The organism is Streptomyces sp. NRRL S-378, from assembly GCF_000720645.1.
Lineage (GTDB): Bacteria > Actinomycetota > Actinomycetes > Streptomycetales > Streptomycetaceae > Streptomyces.
This window is the reverse complement of the sequence record NZ_JOBX01000010.1, coordinates 94854-118546: the sequence shown is the minus strand read 5'-3', so window position 1 is coordinate 118546 and position 23693 is coordinate 94854. Positions and strand designations below refer to the sequence as shown.

General features: G+C 73.7%; 15 protein-coding genes. 8 read left to right on the top strand and 7 right to left on the bottom strand.

What is annotated here, in order from left to right; all coding sequences use genetic code 11:
* Positions 1–21: 21 nt before the first annotated feature.
* Both IH80_RS0109605 and IH80_RS0109600 read left to right on the top strand, forming a co-directional pair.
* A complete protein-coding gene (locus IH80_RS0109605; RefSeq protein WP_030959230.1) occupies positions 22–11010 on the top strand; it encodes a non-ribosomal peptide synthetase in 10989 nt (3662 codons plus the stop codon).
* Positions 10997–12697, top strand: coding sequence for an ABC transporter ATP-binding protein (locus tag IH80_RS0109600; protein ID WP_030959228.1), 1701 nt, complete (start codon positions 10997–10999; stop codon positions 12695–12697). The genes IH80_RS0109605 and IH80_RS0109600 overlap by 14 nt, the downstream gene beginning before the upstream one ends.
* A gap of 238 nt (positions 12698–12935) precedes the next feature.
* Here the strand turns inward: IH80_RS0109600 and IH80_RS0109590 are convergent, their stop codons facing one another.
* The gene (locus IH80_RS0109590) at positions 12936–14087 is read right to left on the bottom strand and encodes an alpha/beta hydrolase-fold protein (RefSeq protein WP_030959226.1); all 1152 of its coding nucleotides are present in this window, start codon (positions 14085–14087) and stop codon (positions 12936–12938) included.
* Between the two features lie 93 nt (positions 14088–14180).
* On the opposite strand from IH80_RS0109590, the gene IH80_RS0109585 reads away from it, so the two are divergent.
* On the top strand, positions 14181–14393 hold the full coding sequence (locus IH80_RS0109585) for an MbtH family protein (RefSeq protein WP_030959225.1): 213 nt from the start codon (positions 14181–14183) through the stop codon (positions 14391–14393).
* 87 nt (positions 14394–14480) lie between these two features.
* The gene (locus IH80_RS0109580; protein ID WP_030959224.1) at positions 14481–16058 is read left to right on the top strand and encodes an amidohydrolase; all 1578 of its coding nucleotides are present in this window, start codon (positions 14481–14483) and stop codon (positions 16056–16058) included.
* Between the two features lie 42 nt (positions 16059–16100).
* On the opposite strand, the gene IH80_RS46825 is transcribed toward IH80_RS0109580, so the two are convergent.
* A complete protein-coding gene (locus IH80_RS46825; protein WP_051808997.1) occupies positions 16101–16451 on the bottom strand; it encodes an SH3 domain-containing protein in 351 nt (116 codons plus the stop codon).
* A gap of 305 nt (positions 16452–16756) precedes the next feature.
* Between IH80_RS46825 and IH80_RS42045 the strand changes: the two genes are divergently transcribed.
* Positions 16757–17230, top strand: coding sequence for an SsgA family sporulation/cell division regulator (locus IH80_RS42045; protein ID WP_158943352.1), 474 nt, complete (start codon positions 16757–16759; stop codon positions 17228–17230).
* A 233-nt stretch (positions 17231–17463) separates the two neighbouring features.
* Positions 17464–17736 (top strand): hypothetical protein, encoded by a 273-nt coding sequence (locus IH80_RS0109565; RefSeq protein WP_030959218.1) that lies wholly within the window; start codon positions 17464–17466, stop codon positions 17734–17736.
* Between the two features lie 39 nt (positions 17737–17775).
* Here IH80_RS0109565 and IH80_RS0109560 read toward each other — a convergent pair whose 3' ends face one another.
* Complete coding sequence (locus IH80_RS0109560; protein WP_063757266.1) at positions 17776–18153, bottom strand: helix-turn-helix transcriptional regulator; 378 nt, start codon at positions 18151–18153, stop codon at positions 17776–17778.
* Positions 18154–18346: 193 nt separating this feature from the next.
* On the opposite strand from IH80_RS0109560, the gene IH80_RS0109555 reads away from it, so the two are divergent.
* Together IH80_RS0109555 and IH80_RS0109550 are read left to right on the top strand one after the other, a co-directional pair.
* On the top strand, positions 18347–19276 hold the full coding sequence (locus IH80_RS0109555) for a SigB/SigF/SigG family RNA polymerase sigma factor (RefSeq protein WP_078906403.1): 930 nt from the start codon (positions 18347–18349) through the stop codon (positions 19274–19276).
* A gap of 85 nt (positions 19277–19361) precedes the next feature.
* The gene (locus tag IH80_RS0109550) at positions 19362–20444 is read left to right on the top strand and encodes a mechanosensitive ion channel family protein (RefSeq protein WP_051808994.1); all 1083 of its coding nucleotides are present in this window, start codon (positions 19362–19364) and stop codon (positions 20442–20444) included.
* Here IH80_RS0109550 and IH80_RS0109545 read toward each other — a convergent pair.
* The 4 genes from IH80_RS0109545 to IH80_RS0109530 form a co-directional block, all read right to left on the bottom strand.
* Entirely contained in the window at positions 20425–21267 is an 843-nt protein-coding gene (locus IH80_RS0109545) for a class II glutamine amidotransferase (RefSeq protein WP_030959212.1), read from the bottom strand. The genes IH80_RS0109550 and IH80_RS0109545 overlap by 20 nt on opposite strands.
* Before the next feature lie 158 nt (positions 21268–21425).
* Positions 21426–21677: an EF-hand domain-containing protein gene (locus tag IH80_RS0109540; RefSeq protein ID WP_030959210.1), complete on the bottom strand. Its 252-nt coding sequence runs from the start codon at positions 21675–21677 to the stop codon at positions 21426–21428.
* A gap of 326 nt (positions 21678–22003) precedes the next feature.
* A complete protein-coding gene (locus tag IH80_RS0109535) occupies positions 22004–22486 on the bottom strand; it encodes a hypothetical protein (RefSeq protein ID WP_030959208.1) in 483 nt (160 codons plus the stop codon).
* Between the two features lie 110 nt (positions 22487–22596).
* Positions 22597–23676 (bottom strand): PI-PLC domain-containing protein, encoded by a 1080-nt coding sequence (locus IH80_RS0109530; RefSeq protein ID WP_158943350.1) that lies wholly within the window; start codon positions 23674–23676, stop codon positions 22597–22599.
* Positions 23677–23693: the final 17 nt, after the last annotated feature.

Here is a 23693-nt window from a genome sequence, read left to right as displayed (position 1 = left end):
TGAAGGGGCGTTGAGTCTTCGATGACGGAACCGACCGCTCGTCTCGTGCGGCTTTCTCCCACGCGCCTGGCCGGGGTACGCCGGCGAACGGGCGACTACTGCGACCGGACCATCGCCTCGGCGTGCTCGATCGCACTGGCGTACTGGGCGACCGGCCGCAGCCCCGACGGCATGGAACTCACCCCCGGCACCCTCTTCGCCGACGTCCTCGGATGGGCCGACAACGGCGGCGGCGGTGCGGCCGGCTGGGAGATCGGCGCGGACGCCCGCAGCATCACCCTCCCGGACGGCGTCCCGCCGGCCGAGGCGCAACTCGCCCTCGACGACCTGGCCGACTTCCCCGACCGGCCCCTCGGCACCATCGCCCCCTCCAGCGTCGCGGCGCGCATCGAGACCCTGGCCGAATGGAACGACACCGGCGCCGACCGGGTCCGCCCCACCATCGTGGAAATGTTCCGCGAGCAGGCGCGCACCCGCCCCGACGCCGTCGCCGTCGTCGACGAGCACCGCACCCTGACCTACGGCCGGGTCGCGGAATTATCGGGCCAGTTGGCCCACCACCTCCTGCACCGTGGGATCACCGCCGAACAGGTCGTCGGCATCTCGCTGGACCGCTCCGCCGACATGGTGGTCGCCCTGCTCGGCGTACTCCAGGCCGGCGCCGCCTTCGTCCCGCTCGACCCGCAGTGGCCCGCCACGCGCAGGGCCGTCGTCATCGAGGACGCGGGGGTCGTGCTCCAGCTCAACGGCTCGGGCGAGCACCCCCCGGGCGAACCGGCCGCCGTGGCCGTCGACCTCGGTGACTGGCGCCACGGCTCCCACCCCGGCGGCGACCCCGGCATCACCACCCCCGGCGAAGCCCTCGCCTACGTGATCTTCACCTCCGGCTCCACCGGCCGCCCCAAGGGCGCGATGATCCGTCACGAGGCCATCAGCGAACGCCTGCTGTGGCAGGTCGACGAGATCCTGGGCTTCGGCCCCGACGACGCCTCCCTGTTCAAGGCGCCGCTCTCCTTCGACATCTCCATCAACGAGATCTTCCTGCCGCTGGTGTCCGGCGGCAGGCTGGTCGTCCTGCGGCCCGGCGGCGAACGCGACCCCCACCACCTCCTCGGGGTGATCGCCGAGCAGCGCGTCACCTTCACCTACCTGGTGTCGTCGATGCTGGACGTACTGCTGGAGATCGCGGGCGACTCCGGCCGGCTGGACAGCCTGCGGCACGTGTGGTGCGGCGGCGAAGTGCTCACCCCCGAGCTGTACGAACGGTTCCGCACCCGGCTCGACATACCCATGTACCACGGCTACGGCCCGGCCGAGACGACGATCGGCGTCTCCCACGTCATCTACCGGGGCGCCGCGGAACGCCTGTCCACCTCGATCGGCCGGGCCAACCCCAACACCCGGCTCTACGTCCTCGACGACGAGCTGCGCCCGGTCCCGGTCGGCGTCGGCGGCGAACTCTACGTGGGCGGCTTCCTCCTGGGCCGCGGCTACGCCGGTGCCCCCGGCCTGACGGCCTCCCGGTTCGTCGCCGACCCCTTCGCCGGGGACGGCTCGCGCCTGTACCGGACCGGTGACCTGGCCCGGTACGCCCCGGACGGATCCCTGGACTTCCTCGGCCGCGCGGACAACCAGATCAAGATCCGCGGCATGCGGCTGGAGATCGAGGACGTCGAGGCCGGCCTCGCGGAACACCCGCGCGTACGGCACACCTGCGTCGTCGCGAAGAAGAACACCTCCGGCGGCACCTACCTGGTGGGCTACGTGATCCCCGCCGCCGGAGCCGCGGACCTGCGCGCCGAGGAGGTCCGGGACTGGGCCGCCGCGCACATGGTCGAGTACATGGTGCCCGCCCACATCGTCGTCCTGGAGGAGTTCCCGCTCACCGCCAACGGCAAGCTGGACCGCGGCGCGCTGCCGGAGCCCGCGTCCGGCACCGGCCCGCTCGCCCCGCCCGTCACCGAGAACGAGCGCCTGGTGTGCGCGGCGGTCGCGACGCTCCTGCGGCTGGACCGGGCCGGTGTCGACCAGGACTTCTTCCGGCTCGGCGGCGACAGCCTGCTCGCCATTTCCCTGCTCGGCGCACTGCGCAAGGCCGGCCTGCACGTCACTCCCCGGCAGATCTTCACCCACAGCGTGCTCGGGGCGCTGGCCGCGGTGGCGAGGCCCGTCGACGACGCCGCCGAGGACCCCGACGACGTGGCGACCGGGCCCGTCACGGGATCCCCCATCGTGCGCTGGCTCGGCGGGACCACCGACGCCGTCGCCGGCTTCGTGCAGGCCGTGGAGCTGAACACCCCGGCGGACCTGACCGCCGTCGCCCTCGACACGATCCTCTCCGCACTCGTCGAACGCCACGACATGCTGCGCGCCCGGCTCGTGCGCGGCGACCGCTGGGGGTTCGAGGTCCCGGCACCGGGGGACCGCACGGTCGCCGGATGGCAGGAGAGCGACCGTCCGCTCGACGCATGCGTCGCGCTCGCCACCGCCGCACTGGACCCGGAGGGCGGCGTCATGCTGCGCGCCGTCTGGCGCCGCGACGCCCGCCGGCTCGTCCTCGTCGCCCACCACGTGGTGATCGACGGCGTGTCCTGGCGGATCCTGATGGACGACCTCGCCACCGCCTGGCGGCAGTACTGCGCCGGCGTCCCGGTCCGGCTGCCGGCGGTGGGGACCTCGTTCCGCCGCTGGACCCAGCTGCTGGAACAGGCCGCCTTCGACGACGACCGCGCCCACTTCGGCCGCGCCCTGCCGGGGACGGACGCACCCCTGGGCAGGCGCGCCCTCGGCGCGGACGACACCGTCGCACGCGAACGGACCCTGAACGTCCCGGTCGGCCCCGACGTCACGGCCGCCCTGCTCGGTGACGTCCCCGCCCGCTTCCACGCGGGCGTCAACGACGTGCTGCTGACAGCGCTCGCCGTCACGCTCGCCCGGTGGCGCCGCCACCTCGGCCAGGACCAGACCTTCGCCCACGTCGAGCTGGAGGGCCACGGCCGCGAATCACGCTTCGTGGCGGACGGCGCCGGCTTCGAACCGGAACTCTCCCGGACCGTCGGCTGGTTCACCACCCTGTTCCCGGTCACCGTGGACCCCGGCGCTGCCGCCGACCTCACCGCTCCGGACTACCTGGCGACCGCCCTCAAGGCCGTCAAGGAGGACCTCGCCCGCGTCCCGCGGGGCGGCCTCTCCTACGGCGTCCTGCGCCACCTGGCCGACGTCCGGTTCGACGCACCCGCACCCCAGGTCCTCTTCAACTACCTCGGCCGCTTCACCGCCGGAGCATCCGGCGACTGGGAACCGGCCGGGTCCACCGGCCAGTTGGGGGAGCGGCGCGATCCCGGGATGCGCCTGCCACGCGCCCTGGAGTTCAACGCCATCGCCGAACCCGGCCCCACCGGTGCCTACGAACTGGTCACCACCCTCTCCTGGCCCGACGGGCTGCTCACCGACGAGGACGTCGCGACCGTCGGCGCCTACTTCCAGGAGACCCTGACCGCGATCGCCGCACTCGACGGCGGAGGCCACACCCCCAGCGACTTCCCCCTGGTCACCCTCACCCAGGCCGACGTCGACGAACTCGACGGCCCCGCCCTGCGCGACGTCCTGCCGATGACCCCGCTCCAGGAAGGCCTGTACTTCCACTCCGTCTTCGACGACGACTCCGCGGGCCACTACGTCGAGCAGCAACTGCTGACCCTGGCGGGAGAGGTGGACACCGGCCGGCTCGCGGCCGCGGCCACCCGCCTGCTCGCCCTCCACCCCAACCTCGCCGCCCGCTTCGTGCCCCTCGCCGACGGCCGCGTGGTCTCCGTACTGGAGAGCGGCGTACCGGCCCCCTTCACCGTCCTGGACCGGCCCGGCATCACCGACGAGGAGATCCGCGACCACGCCGAACGGGACCGCCGCGCCGGGTTCGACCTGGCCACCGGCCCCCTCATGCGGTACACGCTCATCCGGGCGGGAGCGGGTCGGACCGTCCTGGTGCAGACCGTGCACCACATCATCGCCGACGGCTGGTCGGTGCCCCCGATGCTCCGCGCCCTGCTCGCCGAATACCACGCGCCGGGCACCGTGCACCCCGTCGGCGGCTTCACCGACTACGTACGCCGGCTCGCCGGGCGGGACGAAGCCGAGAGCGACCGCGTGTGGCGCGAACAGCTCGCCGGCCTCCCCGGCCCCTCCCTGGTCGCCGAGGGACACACCCCCTCCGACACCTTCGCCGACGCGGTCTCGGAGCCGGACGGAGACCTCGACGGAACGGCCCGCGCGGCCGGGGTGCCCCTGAGCGTCGCCGTGCACAGCGCCTGGGCCGTGGCCCTCGGCGGCCTCCTGCACGGCCGCGACGTCGTCTTCGGCTCCACCGTGTCCGGGCGCGACGCGGACGTGCCCGGCATCGAGGACATGGTCGGCCTGTTCATCAACACCATCCCCGTCCGCGCCCGGTGGACCGCCACCACCACGGCCCGGGACCTGCTCGCCTCGGTCCGCGAGCACCAGGGCGCCGTGCTGGCGCACCAGCACGTGTCGCTGGCACGCATCGGCCGCGGGGTCGGCACCGGCCCGCTGTTCGACACCCTGGTGGTCTTCGACGTCGCGACCGACACCGCGGCCCTGCGCGACCCCGCCCACACCCTGTCCGTCACCGGCATCGTGAACGAGGGGGCCCCGCACTACCCCCTGACCCTGGTGGTGGAACGGGCCCCCGACGGACGGCCCCGCTTCAACCTGATCCACGACGGCGCGCTCCTGCGGGAGAGCGGTGCCCGCGCGATCCTGTCCGCCTTCACCCGTACCCTCACCGGCCTCCTCACCCGGCCGGACGCCCTCGTCGACGACCTGCTCGCCGAACCGGGGCCCGCCGCAGCCCGGCACCCGCGGACCGCTCCGACCGCCCCGCCCCCAGCGGCCACCCTGGCTGCCCTCTTCGACGCCGCCGCGCGCCGCGACCCGGCCGCCACCGCCGTCACCCAGTGCGCCCTCGACGGCGAGACCCGCTCGCTGACCTACGGCGAACTGGCCGCGTCACGCGACGAACTGGCCGCCACCCTGCGCGCCGCCGGTGTCGGACCGGGAGAACGCGTCGCCGTCGCCGTACCGCGCTCCCTGGAACAGGTCGTCGCGCTCGTGGCCGTCGTCACCGCGGGCGGGGCCTACGTACCGCTGGACCTCGCCCACCCGGACGGGCGGCTGGAGTACGTCCTCACCGACGCCGCTCCGCAGGTCGTCCTCGTCGCCCGGGAGCACCGGGACCGCTTCACGCGGCTGCTGGCCCGGGCGGGCGTCCCCGCCCGCCTCCTCGTACAGGGGGAGGAGCGGCTGCCGCAGCACACCGGAGGTCCCGCCGCCCCCGCCGCCGCCCCCCACGACCCCGCGTACGTCATCTACACCTCCGGCTCCACCGGCCGGCCCAAGGGGGTCGTGGTCCCGCACTCCAGCGTCGTGACCCTGCTCGCCAACACCGGCCCCGCCATGGACTTCGGCCCGCGCGACGTGTGGGTGCAGTTCCACTCGTACTCCTTCGACTTCGCGGTCTGGGAACTGTGGGGCGCCCTCGTCCACGGTGGCGAGCTGCTGGTGCCGGACTACGCGCTGACCCGCTCCCCCGTCGACTTCCACCGGCTGGTGCGCGAACGCGCCGTCACCGTGCTCAACCAGACCCCCTCCGCCTTCTACCGTTTCATCGAGGCCGACCGGCACGCCGCAGAGCCGCTCCCCGCACTGCGCCGGATCATCTTCGGGGGCGAGGCGCTGCACCTCGGGCGGTTGCGCGGCTGGGTCGAACGGCACGGCACCGCCTCGCCCGAGCTCGTCAACATGTACGGCATCACCGAGACCACCGTCCACGTCACCCACCGGGTCCTGACCGACGAGGACTTCGACCGAGGCGGCGACGTCAGCCCGATCGGCGGCCCCCTCCCCGGCCTGGTCACCCACCTGCTCGACGACCGGCTCCGGCCGGTGCCGCCGGGCCGGGTGGGCGCCATCTACGTCGCCGGCGACCAGGTCTCCCTCGGCTACCTGGGCCGGCCCGGGCTCACCGCGGGCCGCTTCGTGGCCGACCCGTTCGCGGCCGACGGCTCCCGCATGTACCACACCGGCGACCTCGCCCGCCGCACGCTCGACGGCGAGCTGGAGTTCACCGGCCGTGCCGACGACCAGGTACAGGTCAAGGGCTTCCGCATCGAGCCCGGCGAGGTGGAGGCCGCGATCAGGGAACTCGACGGCGTCGTCGACGTGGCCGTCACCGCGGCGCACAGCGGCGACCACCTCGTCGCCCACGTCGTGGGACGGACGCCGGGCGACCTCGCCGGCGCGCTCGCGGCGAAACTGCCCGCGCACATGGTGCCCGCACGGGTGCTGCCGGTCGACGCCCTGCCGCTGACGGTCAACGGGAAGCTGGACCGGCAGGCCCTCGCGGAACGCGCCCGGGCGGCGGACGGGACCGGGCCGGAGCACGACGTGGCCGCCGTGGCGCACGACAGCGCGCTGACGGCACTGGTCGGCATCTTCACGCAGTCCCTGCCCGGCACCGCCGTGGACGCCGACTGCGACTTCTTCCGGGCCGGCGGCGACAGCATCCTCGCCATCACCGTCGTCAACCGGGCCAGGACCCTCGGACTGGCGATCACCCCGCGGGACGTGTTCCTGCTCAGGACACCGCGCGCGCTCGCCGGGCACCTGGCGACGAGCGCCCCGCCGACCGGAGCGTCCGCCCCCGCCGACGCCACTGCCGACGCGGCCGCCCCCCAGGACGGCCCGCTGGCACCGACCCCGATCATCCTGCGCCAGCGCCGGCTGGGCGGCTCGCTCGCCCGTTTCGCCCAGGCCCGGGCCGTGACCGCCGCCGAGGGCACCGCGTTCGCCGACGTCGAGCGCGCCGCGAACGCCGTCGTGGCCGCACACCCGGTCCTGCGGCTGCGGCTGCGCACCGAGCACGGCGTATGGGCCCTGCGTACCGAACCCGCCCGCGAGGTGAGCGTCGTCCGCGCGGACACCACCGACCCGTCGGCCGCGGCCGACGAGGCCGCCGGACGCCTCGATCCCGAGGCCGGGGACGTCATCGCGTTCTCGTGGCTGGAGACGAGCCGCACCCTCGTGGTGGTCGTGCACCACCTCGCCGTCGACACGGTGTCCTGGCTGATCCTCCTCGACGACCTGGACGCGGCCCTGCGCGGAACGCCCCCCGCGCCGCAGACCACCCCCTACGCCGCGTACGCACGGGCCCTGGCCGATCCCTCGGCCCACCCGGCCGACGACGGCGGCCTCGGGCACTGGATCGCCACGCTCCAGGCGCCCCCGCTGCTGCCCCGGGTCCGGGCGCCGCGCGACACCACCGTCGTGCTCCCGCCCGACGTCAGCGACCTCGTCACCCGCACCGCACCCGCCGCACTCGGTGTCGGACCCACCGAGCTGCTGTGCGGCGCGCTGCGCACCGCGCTGACCCGCGTCCAGCCCACGCCCACCGACCTCACGGTCGACCTGGAGCGGCACGGCCGCGAACCGGTGCTGCCCCACCACGACTACACCCGTACCGTCGGCTGGTTCACCTCCATCGCGCCCGTACGGCTCACCGCCCACACCGACCCCGTCGCGGCGGCCCGCGAGGTCGCCGCACGCCGCCCCGACGAGCGCGCCCACCTCGCCTACGGCCGGCTGCGCTACCTCGACCCGCAGACGGCGCCGCTGCTGGACGCCCACCCGCAGGTGCTGTTCAACTACCTCGGCCGGGGCGACGAGTCACAGGCCCTGCACATCACCGGCGGCGACCAGGGCGGTCACAGCCCCTACGCCGTCGAGGTCAACGCCTGGACGGACGCGGCCACCGGAAGCCTGCACGCCGTCTTCACCCTCGCCGACGGCGTCCCGGAGGAGATCACCGGGCACTGGTGCGACGCGCTGCGGCACATCGCGGAGGCCTCCATCACCGCCGAGCGCACCGCACCCGTCACCCCGCTCCAGCGCGGCCTGTACTTCCAGGCCCAGCTGGCCGGACCGGCCGGCCACTACGTCGCGCAGAGCTGGTTCACCTTCGACCGGCGGCTGGACACCGGGGCCCTGGCCGAGGCCATGGCCTGGGTGATCGCACGCCACCCGGCGGTGGGTGCCGGCTTCGCCACCGACGACGACGGCAACGCCGTGCAGGTCCTCGCGGCCGGCCGCCGCGTCGACGTCCGCACGCTCGACCTCACCACCGACGCCGAGGTCGACGACCTGCTGGCCCGGGACCGCGAGACCGGATTCGACACGGGCCGGCCGCCGCTGATCCGGCTGACCGTGGTGCGGCGGCCCGACGGCCGCGACGGCCTGCTGCTCAGCTACCACCTGCTGCTGTGGGACGGCTGGTCCCGGGAGATCGTCCTGCGCGACCTGTTCGACGCCTACGAGGCGGCTCTCGCGGGCGCCCTGACGGCGCCCGCCCCGGCCTCCCCGAGCTTCGAGGACCACGCCCGGGCGCTCGCCGCCAAGGACCCCGCCGCGGCGGAACGGTTCTGGGCGCGGCACCTGACCGGCCTGCCCGGCCCGACCCTGCTCGCCGGACCGTCCCCGGCCCTCGCCGACGGCCCGCCCCGCACCCTCGTGCACACGCTCGACGCCGAGCGGTCGCAGCTCCTCCGGGACGCCGCCCGCACCCACGGCGTCACCCTGAACTCCGTACTGACCGGCGCCTTCGGGCTCCTGCTCGGCGCCCGGACCGGCCGCGGCGACGCCGTGTTCGGCGTGACCGTCTCCGGCCGCGAGGGCGAGGGCCTGGCCGGCATCGTGGGCGTCCTGCTCAACACCGTCCCCCTGTGGACCCGGGCCCGGCCGGGCGACACCGTCCGGGAGTACCTGTCGGCCGTGCAGGCCGCCCGGGTCGAGGCGATGGAGCACGAGCACGTCGGGCTCGGCGAGATCCAGCGGGCCGGCGGACACGACACCCTCTTCGACAACCTGTTCGTGCTGCAGAACTTCCTGGACCTGGACGCCTTCGCCGAGATGAACACCCGCCACGGCATCACCGCCGTACGCGCCGACGACTCCACGCACTACCCGTACACCTGGGTGGTCACCCCCGGCGACCGGCTCACCGTCAAGCTCGAGTACCGCGACCACGACACCCCGGCGGCCCGGCGCCTCCTGGACGACTACCTGCGCCTCCTCGACGACCTGGCCCGGGCCACGGGACCGGTGGGCGCCCTCGGCGCCCCCGGGCCGCGGCCCGAGTCCGCCGGGCGCACCGACATCGGCACGGACACCGTCGTCGACCGGTTCGACCGGGCGGCCGACCGCGACCCCGGGCGGACCGCACTCGTCGCCCACGGGCACACCATGACCTTCGCCGACCTCCGGGACCGCAGCCGCGCCGTCGCGGGCGTCCTCGCCGGGCGCGGCATCGGCCCCGAGACCACGGTGGGCATCGCCGTCCCCCGGTCCCTCGACTCGATCGTGGCGCTCTTCGCCGTCCTGCGCACGGGCGCCGCGTACGTGCCGCTGGAGCTGGACCACCCCGACGAGCGGATCGCCGCGATCGTCGCGGACGCCCGCCCCGAGGCCGTCCTCACCGTCAGCGCCGTGTCACCGCGGCTGGGCCTGCCGTCCGGCGACCTGATCGAGCTGGACCGCCCCCTCCCCGCGGCCGGGCCCTTCACGACTTTCGCCCCCGACGACCCGCACCGCCTGCGGCACCCCGCGTACACGATCTACACCTCCGGATCGACCGGCAGGCCCAAGGGCGTGGTCACCGAGTACGCGGGCCTGACCAACATGCTGATCAACCACCGGCGCCGCATCTTCGAGCCGGTACTGGCGGACCACGGCCATCGGGTCTTCCGGATCGCCCACACCGTGTCGTTCGCCTTCGACATGTCGTGGGAGGAACTGCTGTGGCTCGCGGACGGCCATGAGGTGCACATCTGCGACGAAGAGCTGCGCCGCGACGCCCCCCGGCTCGTCGAGTACTGCCTCCGGCACGGGATCGACGTCATCAACGTGACCCCGACCTACGCCCAGCAACTGGTGGCCGAGGGCCTGCTCGACGACCCGGACCGGCGGCCCGCCCTCGTCCTGCTGGGCGGCGAGGCCGTCACGCCCACCCTGTGGCAGCGGCTCGCCGAGACCGAGGGCACGGCCGGATACAACCTGTACGGACCCACCGAGTACACCATCAACACCCTCGGCGTCGGCACCTTCGAATGCGTGGACCCCGTGGTGGGCGTGGCCATCGACAACACCGACGTGTACGTCCTGGACCCGTGGCTGCGCCCCCTGCCGGACGGGGTCCCCGGCGAGCTGTACGTGGCGGGCATCGGCATCGCGCGCGGCTACCTCGGCCAGGCCGCGCAGACCGCGCACCGGTTCGTGGCCTGCCCGTTCGGCGCGCCCGGTGAACGCATGTACCGCACCGGAGACCTGGTGGCGCGGCGGCCCGACGGCAACCTGGCGTACCTGGGCCGCACCGACCAGCAGGTCAAGATCCGCGGACACCGCGTCGAACCGGGCGAGGTCGAGGCCGCGTTCGCCGCGCACCCGCGGGTCCGCTTCGCCGCCGCCGTCGCCCAGCCCGATCCGCAGGTGGACGGCGCGTACCGGCTGGCGGCCTACCTCGTCCTGGACGAGGGCGGGGACCTGGCGACGGTCGCCGCCGAAGCGGGCTCCGCACTGCCGGACTTCCTGCGCCCGACCCACTACGCCCGGGTCGACGCCATCCCGCTGACGGTGAACGGGAAGGCCGACACCAAGGCACTGCCCGAGGCCCGGCCGCTGGGCGCGCTGACCACGGCGGGGGAGCGCGGCCCGCAGACGCAGACGGAGACGGTCGTCTGCGCGTACTTCGCCGAGGCCCTGGACCTGGACGACGACGAGGTGAGCGCGGTGAGCGACTTCGTGTCCCTCGGCGGACACTCCATGCTGGCGGTGCGGCTGATCGGCCTGCTCCGCCGGGAGTACGGTCCAGTGATCACGATCCGCGATCTGTTCACCCTGCGAACCCCGGAAGCGATTGCCCGCCACCTCGATGACAACTCCTGACACGCAGCGGACCCGTTCGGGGACCGACATCCTGCGCATCGCACTGCGCCGCAACGTCGGCGCCATGGCCTGGGGCACCGTCCTCATGGGCCTCTACCAGGCCGGCGAGACGGCCTTCCCCATCGCGCTCGGACTGATCGTCGAGCACACGATGCAGGACCGCGGCCCCGGCGCACTGGTCCTGTCGATCGCCGCGCTCGCCGTGATCATCACCACGGTGTCGCTGTCGTGGCGCTTCGGCATGCGCATCCTGCAGAAGGCCAACACGACCGAGGCGCACCGCTGGCGGGTGCGCGTCGCGGACTGCGGTCTCCAGCCCGTGGCCCGGGACGTCGGCCTCAAGTCGGGCGAGGTCCTGACCATCGCCACCGAGGACGCCGACCAGACGGCCGACATCATCGAGGTCGTGCCCCTGCTGATCAGCTCGCTGGTCGCGGTGCTGGTGGCCGCCGTCGCGCTGGGGCTCGCGGACCTGAGGCTCGGCCTGCTGGTGATCGTGGGCACCGTCGCGATCCTTTCGGTGCTGTCGGTGATGTCCCGGCGGATCGGCTCCAGTACGCGCGAACAGCAGGCCCGGGTGGCCCGCGCGGGCGCGAAGGTCGCCGACCTGATCACCGGCCTGCGCCCGCTGCACGGCTTCGGCGGCAATCACGCGGCCTTCGCGTCGTACCGGAAGGTCAGCACCGAGGCGAAGCACCAGGCGGTCACCGTGGCCGGGGTCAACGGCGCGTACGCGGGTACGGCCGCCGCCCTCAACGCCGCCCTGGCCGTCGCCGTGACCCTGACGGCCGGGTGGCTCGCCTTCGACGGCCGCATCACCGTCGGCGAGCTCGTCATGGCCGTGGGGCTGGCGCAGTTCATCATGGAACCGCTCAAGATGTTCTCGGACATGCCCAAGTACGTGATGATGGCGCGGGCGTCGGCCGAGCGGATGGCGCTGGTGCTGACCGCGCCCCCGGTCTCCGTCCCGGGGCCGCGGCGCCCGGCCGCCGGCGGCGACCTGGAGATCGACGGTGTCCGGCACGGCGCCCTGCGCGGCCTGAAGTTCCAGGTCCCGGCGGGCGGTTTCACGGCGATCGCCGCCTACCAGCCGCGCGCCGCCGCCGACCTCGCCGCCGTCCTGGCCGTGAGGGTCCCGCCCCACACGTACGAGGGAGCCGTACGGGTCGGCGGGCAAGAGATCGCCGAACTGTCGGTGGAGGCGGTCCGCGAGCACATGCTGGTGAACCCGTACGACGCGGAGATCTTCGCGGGCACGCTCCGCACCAACATCGACCTGTCGGGCAGCAGCCGGACGGTCCCCGAGGCCGTCGAGGCGTCCATGCTGACCGATGTCGTCGCCCTCCACCGCGAGGGGCTCGACTACGCCGTCCGCGACCGCGGCGCGAACCTGTCCGGCGGCCAGCGCCAACGGCTGTCCCTGGCGCGGGCCCTGGCGGCCGACAGCGACGTCCTCGTCCTGCACGACCCGACGACGGCCGTCGACGCCGTCACCGAACAGCTCATCGCGCGCAACATCGCGCGGCTGCGCCGGGGCCGGACCACCCTCGTGATCACGAGCAGTCCGGCCCTCCTGGACGCCGCCGACCGGGTGCTCGTCCTGGACGACGGCGTGATCACCGCCGAGGACACCCACCGCAACCTGCTCGCCACCGACCAGGACTACTGCCTGGCGGTGGCGAGATGAGCGGGCGGGCCGGACCGCGGCGCCGTGGTCGAAGAGGCTGCCGCGGGCGATGCTCGGACTCCATCTCGGCCGGCGCGGACCGGCAGGCGCCGGTGAACGTCCAGATGTAGGTGTTGGTGTTCTGGGCGCGCCTGGTGGGGCTGGTCGTCGGCGGTCTCGGTGAAGGCCGAGCAGCCGTCCGCCGCGCGCACGGCGGCCGGGCGCAGGTCGGCGGCCGCTGACGGCCGCGCTCGGATGTCTACGCAGGAATGGCGGGCGGCCGGCCCCGGCCGAGGGCCCAGGCGACGTCCCTGAGCAGGGCGTGGCGCCAGCCCGCGCGGTCGTGGGCCGACGGGGAGCGCGAGACGCGTACGGTTGCGCCGGCCCGGGCGGCCAGGAACTCGACCACGGCACAGTGGGGCAGCATCCGGGTCTCGTGTTCCCCCACGTCGAAGGCGACCCGCAGCCCGGACAGGTCGACGCGCTCGCGCAGCCGCGCCGCGACGGCGCCGCCGAGCGGGCCGCCGAGCGGATCCGGGAGGCCGGGGGCGCCGGGCGCCCACCAGAACGACGGGGACTGGCAGGCGACCCGCGACACCAGGTCCGGGAACTCCAGCGCCGCGTACACCGCGCTCAGCCCGCCGAGGCTCTGCCCGGCGACCACCAGCCCGTCCCGGTCCGCGGGCAGGCCCGTCTCCGCCACCAGCGGCAGGAGTTCGTCCCGTACCGCCTCCCACAGCCCGGGCCGGCACCCGAACTCGGCCTCCCGGTCCCTGGTCGGCAGGAAGACGAGGGTGACGGGCGGCATGTCACCGGCCTCGACGGCCGCGTCGAACGCCTGCATGGCGGGGTGCAGGTACAGCCAGTCGTCCCCGTCGAGCAGCAGGACCACCGGTCCGCCGCCGCCCGCCGGGTGCACGCGTACGGTGCGCCGCCCCCCGAGGCGTTCGCTCGTCCAGCGGATCCGGGTGCGCGGCAGGGGCAGCACTTGCTCGTCGCCCGTGCCGAGGTCGGGCCAGTACGGCTGGGCCGGCGCGTCCGGGGTCGCGGTGATGGACCGGTCCCCGCCCGCACCGACCGGGTTGAAGGGGTCGGCGAACTCCGCGCCGTCCGCGAGGAACTGATAGGTGACGCGCAGCCGCGCGGGCATGCGCACCTGCGCGTACCAGCAGTCCGTGTCGCCCCACCGGTCCAGCGCCACCGGCTCCGACCAGCTCTCGAAGCCGATGCTCGCCGGTGAGCCGCGCCACAGGAACAGGGTCGTCCAGCCGCCGTCCCCCGCGGGGACCGACGCGGGTGCTCCGGCCGCCGCCCAGAACGCTTCGGAGCCCGGTTCGCCGGGCAGTCCGTACGCGGCGAAGGCGTCCCCCGCGGCGCCGCCGCGGCCGGAGGCGGGGTCGGTCGGGCGCATGCGGGTCTCCTTGTGAGCGGCAAGGGGAGGGACTAAGCTCGTTGCAATAAGGCGAGCCTAACCTAATCGTGACGTTCCGGGGAGGCAACGACCGTGACCACCAACCCCTTCGACGACGCCGAGGGCCGTTTCCTCGTTCTGGTGAACGACGAGGGCCAGCACTCGCTCTGGCCGTCCTTCGTCGACGTGCCCGGCGGGTGGACGATCGCCCTCGGCGAGACCAGCCGGGAGGCGTGCCTCGACTTCGTCGAGGCCAACTGGACCGATCTGCGCCCCCGTTCCCTCGCCCGGTCGACGGACGCCTGACCTCCACCGTCCACCGCGCCCGTCTGCGCCGATCCGATCCGGTACGCAGCCGGCCACGTCGGCAGACCACCTCTGGGGACCCGCACGATGCTCTGCACCCGGCTGGCCAACGCCCGCTTCCTCACCATGGACCCGGACCATCCCGTCGCCCACGAGCTCGGCATCTGGCGGGGGCGCATCGTCGGCCTGGACGGCGCCGTCGCCGCCCTGCCCGCCCGCGAGGTGATCGACCTCCAGGGAGCCACGGTGCTCCCCGGGTTCATCGACTCCCACGTGCACCTGCCCTGGACCGGATTCAAGCAGAACACCCCCAGCATGGCGGGCTGTACGCGGATCGAGGACGCCCTCGCGGTCGTGGCCGAAGCCGTCGCGGCCAAGAACTCACCCGGATCCTGGGTGAGCATCGTCGGCTACGACCAGCGGGCGCTGGGCCGCCACCTGACCGTCGCAGACCTCGACAGGGTCGGCCGGGGGCACAAGCTGTACGTCCTGCACGACTCCGGACACGGCTGCGTCGTCAACACCGCCGTCCTCGACCTGCTCGCCGCCGACGTCCCGCACGACGACGGCTTCCTCGCCGAGGGCGCCATGGGCGCCGCCCGCGCCTTGCGACTGCCCTACTCCCAGGAGGAGTTGGCCGATTCCATCGGGCGCGCCGCCCGCACCTGCCTCGCCGAGGGCATCACCGCCTGCGCCGAGGCGGGCATCGGCGGTGCCCTCTTCGGGCACACCCCGGTCGAACTGGGCGCCTACCAACTCGCCCGGGAGAAGGGCCTGCTGCCGCTGCGCGTCCAGCTGATGGTCTCCGCGGACCGCTTGCGGCCGTCCGGGGCACACGAGGCCGACGGCATCCCCAGGGCCCTCGACCTCGGCCTGCGCACCGGATTCGGCGACGACTGGCTGTCCGTGGGCGCCCTCAAGATCTTCACCGACGGCGGGATGATGGCCCGTACCGCCGCCCTCAGCTCTCCGTACGAAGGCATGGACCACGCCGGGCAGTTGCAGGACGACCCCGAGGTCCTGGCGCGGTCGATCATCGACGGTCACCTCGCCGGATGGCAGCTCGCCGTGCACGCCATCGGGGACCGGGCGGCCGACGTGGCACTGGACGCCCTCGACGAGGCCCAGCGACTGCGCCCCCGGCCCGACGCCCGGCACCGCATCGAGCACGCCGGCCTGATCCGCCCGGACCAGCTCCCGCGATGCGCACGGCTGGGACTCAGCGCGGTGGTCCAGCCCAACTTCCTGCGCTACTTCGGTGACGACTACGCGGCGATCCTGGGCGAGGAGCGGGCGCCCTGGCTGTACCGCGGCCGGGCCTTCCTCGACCACGGCGTCAACCTCGTGGGCAGCTCCGACCGGCCGGTCACGGACGGGTCCCCGCTCAGGGCCGTCCAGTTCATGGTCGAGCGCACCTCCGTGTCGGGCGGGACGATCGGCCCGGACGAGGCGGTCACCGTCGACGAGGCCCTGTACGCCCATACGGTCGCGGGCGCCCGCGCCTGCCGCTGGGAGGACAGCGCGGGCAGCCTCACCCCCGGCAAGCGCGCCGACCTGGTCGTGCTGGGCGACGACCCGCGCCGCGTCGACGTCTCCCGCATCGGGGACATCGAGGTGGTGGCGACGTACGTGGACGGCCGGGAGGCCGGCACGCCGCAGCCGTGAGACCCGGCGCGCGGCAGGACCGTCAGCAGGCCGTCAGGCGGGTCAGCAGGAGCGGACCGGCTTGTGGTTGTGGACGTAGCGCGCCGAGACCCATCCCTTGGAGTTCTGGAGGCGGTACCAGACGGGGTTGCCGTCCACCCACCCGCCGCGCGCCCGGCAGTTGAGGAGCACGCGCTGGCCCGGGCGGAGCGTCCTGACGACGCCGGAGTACACGGTGGGCTTCTGGCGCACGTGGAGGGGTGCGTCGGAGACCACCTCGCCCACCGGGTACGCGACCCGGGGCGCCGCGGTGGCCTGCGCGGCCCCCTGCTGCTGCGCGGCCCACCCGGCGCCGCCCATGGGGCCGAGCGCCAGGCCCGTCACCAGCGCGCACATCACTGCGGACTTCTTCATCCCGGCCCCGTTCTCCGACGACTTCGGTGCGGGCACCCACGACGGACCGTGGCCGGCCGAGAGCGCCCGGTACGACTATCCGTGCGGATCCGGGAACTTCCGGGCCGACACCTCCGCCGTTCCCCCTGATGGCCGCAGATCCGGCCGCGGCCCGGCCGGACGTGTGTCCGAATCCGCTGTTTCGGACGCCGGCGAGCGAGCAGACGCGAGCCATGGCACCCGGCGCCGCCGGTGCCGCTCCGGCCGGACGGAGAGGTCCCGGCCCCCGAATCGCCCGCCGCCCCTCCCCGCAGAGACGAGTCGTCATGGACCACCGGCCCCGCGCCCCCGAACAGGACCCGACGCAGCAGCAGCCGACGCAGAGTCCGACGGAGCAGAGCCTGACCTGGACGACCGGTATCCACCAGGTGCGGACCCGGCTGCGGTTCCCGCTCCGGGCCACCTTCCACTGGTCCCCCCGTACCCCACTGGGCGTCGAGGTCACGTTCCACCCGGTGGGAGCGGACGCCGTGACCTGGGTGATCGGCCGAGACCTCCTCGCCAGGGGCCTGCGCACCCTGGCCGGAACGGGAGAGGTACGGGTCCGCCCGGCCGACGGGCCCGGCCGCGCGGGCCAGGTGGTGCTGCGGCTGGGGGCGCGGGCGCCGTACGCCCTCTTCGCGATGGACCGGGCCGGGCTCACGCGGTGGCTGGAGGAGACCTGGGCGCTGGTTCCGGCCGGCGCCGAAGCGGAACGCCTGGACTGGGAGTTCTTCGACGGCCTGCTCGCGGACCGCTGAGCGGCGTCCCGGCGTCGCGTGTCCCGTCGGCCCGTCGGCCCGCCGGCCCGTCGGCCCGCGTGCTCAGCGGGTGCGTGCGCCAGGCGCCTGTTCTGGCGTCGGAAGAGGGGGAGAGCCGGACGAGCCGGCCCGGTGGCCCTGCGGGGCCGCGGCCGCTCGGCGGCGCACCGTGCGGATCCGGAGGCATCCAGGTCCCGGGCCGCGCGACGACCCCGGAGAGCAAGGTGTGTTCCATGCGTACGTCGACTCGTATCGCGGGTGTCCTCACCGGGCTGACCCTCGCACTCGGCGGCGCGGCCCTGACGGCCCCCGCCGCGCACGCCGACGTCACGGCCTGCATCAACCAGGTGGAGCGGGAACTGCGGGGAGGCGAGGCCCCGGAATACGTCAGGACGGCGTGCTACACCGGGCACAGCGGTGACCACGGTGGGTGCGTGACGGCCCTGACCAAGGGCGGCGGTGTGACGAACGGCACCGCGACGACTGCCTGCAAGATGGCCCCGTAGCAACGCGCGACGGGTGCGCCACAGCTGCGCACGCGCTCGTCACGGCAGCGGCAGGGCCCCGCCGTCGGGGACGCCGTTCGCGGACTCGGCGGCGGCGGGCGCCGTGGGCGAGTCCGGCGGACCCGCGAGGTAGGCCAGGAGGCCGGCGATCTCACGGCCGGCCTCCGCCGGGTGGCGGAAGCGAGCGCCGGGGGCGATGGCGTAGCGGTTGCGCCGGCCGTCCCGGGTCCGCGTGAGGTATCCGTCCGTCTCCAGGTCCGTGACGATCGCCTGAACCGTGCGCTCGGTGAGGTCACAGTCCGCCGCGATGTCACGCAGCCGGGCCCCCGGGTCGCGCGAGATGGCGACCAGGACCCGGGCGTGGTTCGTCAGGAAGGTCCAGTGGTTCCGGCGGGAACCCGTGTGCTCGTTCTCCACTCCGACATTCTTGATGGACGACTCGCGAAAAGCAAATCCAGAAAAGTCTTTCCGGTATAACTTGACGTGTGTCCGGGGCCCCGGCAGGGTGCAGGGGAGCGGAACGAGCCTTCCGCCCCGACCGAACGACCGAGCAAGCGACCGAGCATTCGCGCAACGCGCCGCAAGCACCTGTGCCCAAGGAGCGAAGACGATGACCATCACGGCCACGACCGAGGCCACGACCTCGACGACGCCCCCCATGACGGCCACCACCCCCACCGGTGGCGCCGCAGCGGGCCCCGCACCCGGCGGGCTGCCCGAGGTGCCCTGCCCCCGGGAACTCTCCACCTGCGATGCCCGGCAGCTGACCAAGGTGTTCTTCGAGCGGCTGCGGAGCCTCGAAGAGGGCACCCGTGAATACCAGTACGTGCGCGCCACGCTGATCGAGATGAACATCTCACTCGTGAACTTCGTCGCCCGCCCGTTCCGCGACCGGCCCGGCGGCCCCGAGAACGAGGACATCGTCCAGGTCGGCATCATCGGCCTGATCAAGGCCATCGACCGGTACGACCCCGAGCGCAACACCCAGTTCACCACGCTCGCCGTGCCCTACATCACAGGTGAGATCAAACGCCACTTCCGTGACACCACCTGGGCCGTGCGCGTCCCGCGCCGGCTCCAGGAGCAGCGCCTGCTGCTGGCGAGGGCGACGGAGGAGCTGACCTCCGAGACCGACCACGCGCCCACCCCGGCGGAACTGGCCGCCCACCTCGGCCTCACCGAGGACGAGGTCCGCGAGGGTCTGGTCGCCGCCAACGGCTACTCCTCCCAGTCCCTCGACGCTCCCCAGCAGGCCGACGCCGCCGGCGGCGGCACCCCCGCGAACGGACAGCCCGTACGCTCCCTGGCCGAGACCGTCGGAGCCCTCGACCCCGCCCTGGCGGCCGTCGAGGACCGGCAGGCCCTCGCGCCGCTGCTCGCCGGCCTGGACGAGCGCAGCACCCGCATCCTCGAGCTCCGCTTCGGCCAGGAGATGACCCAGGCGGAGATCGGCGAGGAGGTCGGGCTCTCCCAGATGCACGTCTCGCGCCTGCTCGCCCGCACGCTGGAGAACCTGCGCAAGGAGCTGCTGCACGACTGACCCGCGGTCCGAGGACCTCTGGGGGCCGGGCGCGACGCGCGCCCGGCCGCCCCGACCCGTTCCCGAGACCTGACACCGGGGAGTCATGAACCATTTCGTCCGACTGCTGGCCGTCCTCGGCGGTTCCGTCGTGCTCACCCTCGTCGTGGGCCGCCTCACCGACCTGCTGCTGCGGCGGGCCGACGTCCGCCATCCCGAGACACCGCTGTGGCACATGCTGCGCCGCTGCGGACCGTCGCTGCGCGTGCTGCTGTTCACGGCGGTGCTGCGCGGGGCGTACCGCCAGATCGCCTGGCAGCCGGTGCGCGACCACGAAGCCGCCGTGGGCCGGACCCTGACGCTCGTGCTGATCGGGGCGGGCGCGTGGTGCATCGTCGGCGTCGCCTCCGCCGTCGTCGAATCCTCCTACGCCCGCTATGCGTTGGGCACGCGCGACCCCTCACGTGTGCGCCGCGTCCGCACCCAGGTGACGCTCATCAGAAGGATCGTCACCGCCGTCGTCGCCGTGGTCGCGGCGGCCGCGATGCTGCTCACCTTCCCCGCCTTCCGGGCAGTCGGCACGTCCGTCCTGGCCTCGGCGGGCATCATCGGCATCGTCGCGGGTGTGGCCGCCCAGTCCACGCTCGGCAACGTCTTCGCCGGATTCCAGATCGCCTTCGGCGACATGGTGCGCATCGGCGACACCGTCGTCGTCGACGGGGAGTGGGGCGTGGTCGAGGAGGTGACGCTCACCCTCATCGCCGTGCGCACCTGGGACGAGCGCCGGATCACCATGCCCGTCTCGTACTTCACCTCGCGTCCCTTCGAGAACTGGTCGCGCGGCGGCATCCAGATGACCGGCACGGTGTTCCTCCACTGCGACCACACGGCCCCCGTCGCCCTCATGCGCGAGAAACTGAAGGAGATCCTGGACGGCTGCGAGGCCTGGGACGGCCGGGGCTGGGACCTGGCCGTCACCGAAGCCACCCCCACCACCATCGTGGTACGGGCGATCGTCACCGCCAAGGACCCGGACCGGCTGTGGACCGCCCGCTGCGAGGTCCGCGAACAACTGGTGGCCTGGCTGGCCGAGAAGCACCCGTACGCCCTGCCCCGCGTCGCCACGGCCGCAGCCGTGCCCGCGCCCCGCGAGGAGGCCCGAGCGGACGTCAGGCCGCCAGCGGGGTGAACGGGTACAGCCCGTCCGCACCCGGCTTCACCACGCCGTAGCTGCTCTCCGGCACCTCGTTCCACGCACCGGGCAGATCGCCGAGCGGCTCGGACACCACCAGGCGGGTTTCGTCGGACGCCTCCTGGAGGAAGCGGATGTCGGGGTGCAGCCTGCGCAGCGTGTCCACCCGGCTGCTGTAGAACAGCGACCGCGACGCTCCCTGGCTGGAGTACCGGAAGGCCCACACGCCGGTCCCGTCGGTGACGGCCACCGTCATCTGCATCGGGTACTCCACGCCGTGCTCGTGGCCGACCCGCTCCACCACGCCCACCATCCGGGCGACCGCGCCCGGCGGGTCCTCCTCCAGGCCGAAGGTGAGCGCCAGGTAGAACATGACCTCGGAGTCCGTCGTGCCCTCGATCTCCCCGAACAGCGCGGGGTCGACGAGGAGCGCGAGGTCCCTGCGCATCGCGTGGAAGCCGGAGATGGCCCCGTTGTGCATCCACATCCAGCGGCCGTGCCGGAACGGGTGACAGTTCGTCTGCTGCACCGCCGTACCCGTCGACGCCCGGATGTGGGCGAAGAAGACGGGGGAGGTGACATGGTCCGAGAGCTCCCGCAGGTTGCGGTTGTTCCACGCGGGCCCGACGTCCCTCATCAGGGCGGGCGTGCCGTCACCGCTGCCGCCGTCCGGATACCAGCCGATGCCGAAGCCGTCGCCGTTGGTCGTCTCCACACCCAGTTTCGAGTGGAGGCTCTGGTCGATCAACGAATGGGCGGGTTTGTACAGGATGGTGTCGAGCAGCACGGGGGTTCCCGAATACGCAAGCCACCGGCACATGAGCGATCACCTGACTCGTCCGCCCCGTCCGGGTTGACCGTGCCGCGGGCCGGCCGGGGCCGTAACCGCCCGCGCGGGCGCCCCGTCGCCCATGTCATTCTCCCGCTGCCCGACGGGCGCCGCACGCGGGGCGGCCGCCCGCCCGGACGGCGCGGCCGCTACCAGCCGAAGCGGCGGTCGACCACGGCCGCGAACTCCTCGAAGCTCAGCACCCGGTCACCGTTCTGGTCAGCCGCGTCGAACAGCGCCGAGGAGTCCTCGGTGTCCCCCACGCCCCAGAAGGGGATCGCCCCCTGCGCGGCGAGGGTCGGTCCCTTGGAGCGCAGGGCGCCGATGACCTCGGCGCGCGTCAGGGTGCCGTCCTGGTCGAGGTCGAGGGCGTCGAACAACCGCCGGGCCTGCTCACTCATCACATGTCCTCTCCGCGGTGCACGCGCCGTCGAGCCGGCGGGTCCTGCCAGGAAGGACGCGACGCGCCCCCGCGAGGTTGCCTTCGGACCCGGATCCGTGCGCCCCGCCGATGGAACGGCAGCCGGCCGCGTGGGGCGGTCCGGAAGGTTGCCGGAAGCCCTGCCGCACGACCGCCACGCTCCGGTGACGACCGGGCTCCCGGTGGTCCCGGCGGACCCTCCTCACCAGGCCACGTGCAGTGCTTCCGGCGAGCGGTGGACCAGGGTGGGCCGCATCCGGGGCCGTGGACGGCCGGGGTCCAGTCGCAGCCCCGGCAGACGGTCCGTCAGCACTTCGAGCGTGAGACGGAGTTGCTCGCGCGCGAGCCGGGAGCCGGGGCAGCCGTGCGGCCCGATCGGAGCTCGGCGGAACCGGCCGCCGCGAAGCCGTCCACCAGCTCCGCGGCGCACGTGCGCACGTACGGGACCAGCGCCGCCACCCGCGCGGCCGACAGCCCCCGGTTCAGCGGTGCCCGGTGCCGGCGGTGGGCGGCGCCGTCCGAGGACACGACCGTGGGCCGCGGTCCGAACCCGCGCGGCAGGACCCCGAGCGCCGCCTCGGAGAGCCGGATGTCCGGCAGCAGGGCGTTCGCGGAGGAGAACTCCTCCGCGCGCAGGAGCACCTCCCGCACGTCGCGGTCGCGCGCGACGAGCCACGCGTCGAACTCGGGTACGTACGTCAGCCCCTCGGTCCGGCGGGCGCGGTCGTACAGCGGGTACGGGTCGCGGTACAGATCGTCCCGCCGCGCCTGGTCGTCGTGCCACGTCAAAGGAGACCTCCGGATCGCGTTCGGGGCCGGGCGGGACGCGCTGGTGACCTGCGGTGCGCCGGGTCATCCTGCCCGAAGCCGGCCCGGCCCGGTAGGGCGCCAGGCCCGCCCTAACGGCGCGCGTTGAGCTCGGCGACGATCGACGCGGGGGTGTGGCCGCTGCCGTCGGACAGGCGGTGGAAGTCGACCGAGACGAAGTTCGGGTCGCGGCCCCCGGCGGCGGGCCGGCACTGCTCGGCGATGCGGTTGCGCAGCTTCGTACCGTTGTCCAGGGCCGCCGTCATCACGGTGGGCACGTTGCGGTGGTGGCTCATCGTGAACAGGCGCCGGAAGCCGGGCTCCTGCCGGTCCAGGGGCAGGTCGGACCAGCGGCTGACGCACGTCAGGTCGTTGCCCAGGTCCCCGAGGCTCCAGAAGTTGCTCACCGTCCAGGACCTGTCGTACATGACGCCCAGGTTCTCGCGGTCGGACCGGTCGGAGAAGATCAGCAGCCGCTTGCCGGAGGTCACGAGGTCGGCGACCTCGGGCCAGCCGTTCTGCCGTACGCCCCACTCGTCGGGCCGGAAGACCATGTCGGACAGCCCCCGGACCCGGCCGAGGGACTGCCGCAGCTGCTCGGCGCTCACGTAGTCCTCCAGGAAGACCGTCACGACCTCCTGGGGGTGGGCGGCGAGGAAGTCCACCACGGTCTGCATCGTGCCGTGGAAGGACTGGCGCGGCAGGGCGTACGTGGCACCGGCGAAGGTCTTGCAGTCGCCGTGGCACAGGTACACGTCGCTGGGGTAGCAGTCGCTGCCGAAGCTGATGACGCACAGCCAGGTGCTGCGCTCGTACCAGTGGGTGTCCAGGCTCAGGCCGCGGACCCCGCCTTCGAGCTGGGCCCGTACCGATTCGGACTGGTTCACCGAACTCCAGCGGGAGTCCTGGTAGTTGGTGAAGGCGTTGTGGGTGGTCAGGAAGGAGACCTCGTCGAGGCGCCGGTCGCCCCAGCGGGCGTCCGCCGCGGCGGACGAGGTGCCGGACGGTGCGGCTCCGGGCGGGCGGGTGCCCGTGGCGGAGGCGGTGGTCGCGGTCCCCAGCAGCGCCAGCAGGAGGAGGCACACCAGGGTGCGGAGGGTGCGTGCGCTCCGAGGTGCGCGGCGCGGACGGCCACGGAACGGCCCCGCGTGCTTCATGTCCATGTCAACCATGGCCGGAGGGTAGCGCG